Annotated in this window: 2 protein-coding genes and 1 tRNA gene; 1 reads left to right on the top strand and 2 read right to left on the bottom strand. The window is 59.6% G+C overall.

Annotated features, from left to right (window positions below; translation table 11 throughout):
* Window positions 1-410: 410 nt before the first annotated feature.
* Window positions 411-492, bottom strand: a tRNA-Leu gene (locus HP499_RS23910).
* A 198-nt stretch (window positions 493-690) separates the two neighbouring features.
* Between HP499_RS23910 and HP499_RS23905 the strand changes: the two genes are divergently transcribed.
* Window positions 691-1,296, top strand: a complete 606-nt coding sequence (locus HP499_RS23905; RefSeq protein ID WP_011774540.1) for an ANTAR domain-containing response regulator — start codon at window positions 691-693, stop codon at window positions 1,294-1,296.
* Window positions 1,297-1,427: 131 nt separating this feature from the next.
* Here the strand turns inward: HP499_RS23905 and HP499_RS23900 are convergent.
* On the bottom strand, window positions 1,428-1,687 hold a 260-nt coding region (locus HP499_RS23900), incomplete at its 5' end, for a pyruvate kinase alpha/beta domain-containing protein (protein ID WP_305849767.1).

Below are 1,687 nucleotides of genomic sequence, written 5' to 3'. Positions count from 1 at the left end.
GAAGAGCCCATGGCTGCCATAAGTCACAAAAAGCCGATTTAAGTGTGGACAGTGTCCACACTCCCTTTGGCCTAACAAAACTGCCATCAGCCAATCTCAAAAGCTCCCAGAAATGAAGCGAGACAAGCAACGTTGACGCAAGATCTCGAAGGTCATGTTGCGCTCAGTCCCCCTACCCATGAAGAGGTGTAGGCCAACCCCGACCCACCGGACGAACCAAGAAGGGAACCTATAACCCCAGCTCACAGCCGGCGGAGCGCCCACCAGCCACGACCCTGGACCCGCTCCCCCACAACTTCACAGGCGACCCGCGGCGCCAGGCACACCCCGCGGCCCATCTCAGAGGGACCTGACCAACCAGAATGTACAGACGTTAAAGCAAAAACCCCCTCCGTAGAGGGGGTATGCCGTGCCCGAGGTGGGACTCGAACCCACACACCTTTCGATACTGCATTTTGAGTGCAGCGCGTCTGCCAATTCCGCCACTCGGGCGCGGATTACCGGGAAGTTAAATCTCGCTGACTGCTCTCATTTCTGTGAGCAACGCGATCCTTTCCCAGCACGCGAAACTACTCTACATGCAGATAGGCTGATTCAAAGAACCGGGCGCGCTGATGCAACAAAAACCAGCCATCAGAGAGTCCACACTAAGATGGACATGAACCCGCCGAACCTTTTCAAGGAGATCCCGTGACCGAACAGACGGAGTCCACGTCCACAGCCCAGCCGGCCCGACGCGTTGTCGTCGCCGAGGATGAAACCCTCATCCGCCTGGACATTATCGAGATTCTGAAGGGCGAAGGGTACGACGTCGTCGGCGAGGCAGACAACGGCGAGAAGGCCGTGCAGCTGGCCGAGGAACTGAAGCCTGACCTTGTCCTCATGGATGTGAAGATGCCCGTCATGGACGGCATCTCGGCGGCTGAGAAGATCGTCAAGGCACGTATTGCCCCTGTTGTCCTGCTGACTGCTTTCAGCCAGAAGGAACTGGTGGAGCGTGCACGCGACGCCGGCGCCATGGCGTACGTCGTGAAGCCGTTCTCCCCCGCCGACCTGATCCCTGCAATCGAGATCGCTCTTTCCCGCCACGAGGAGATCAAGGCGCTTGAGAACGAGGTTTCCGACCTCCAGGAGCAGTTCGCCACGCGCAAGCTCGTAGAGCGCGCCAAGAGCCTCCTGACCACCAAGATGGGCCTGACGGAGCCGGAAGCTTTCCGCTGGATCCAGAAGACCTCCATGGACCGCCGCCTCAGCATGCGCGAGGTTGCCGAGACCATCATCAACCAGGTCAACTAACAAGCAACAATCGACGGCGGCCGCTCACCTCACGCGAGGTGGGCGGCCGCCGTCGTGCTACCAACAGAAACCAACAAAACAAAAATGCGGGCCCCGCCATAAGGCGGGGCCCGCATTCACCAACCGAAGGACTAGGCCTTGGTCTTGGACTTCTTTTCCGGCCACGGGCCAACAGGTTCCTTGCGCGAACCGTCGTCCACCTTGGAGGTGTCAGCGAGGTCGCCCACCTTGTGGACCTTCAGCGAGTTCGTGGAACCGGCCTGTCCTGGAGGGGAACCGGCAGCGATGACCACGAGGTCGCCTTCGTCCACCAGATCCATTTGGAGCAGGCTCTTGTCAACCTGTGCGGTCATCTCGTCGGTGTGGCCCACGGAGGGAACCAGAACCGGCT

This window comes from Paenarthrobacter sp. CM16 (assembly GCF_013179505.1).
In the GTDB taxonomy this organism is placed as follows: domain Bacteria; phylum Actinomycetota; class Actinomycetes; order Actinomycetales; family Micrococcaceae; genus Arthrobacter.
The sequence above is the reverse complement of the archived record's forward strand: the minus strand, read 5'-3'. Positions and strand labels throughout refer to the sequence as shown.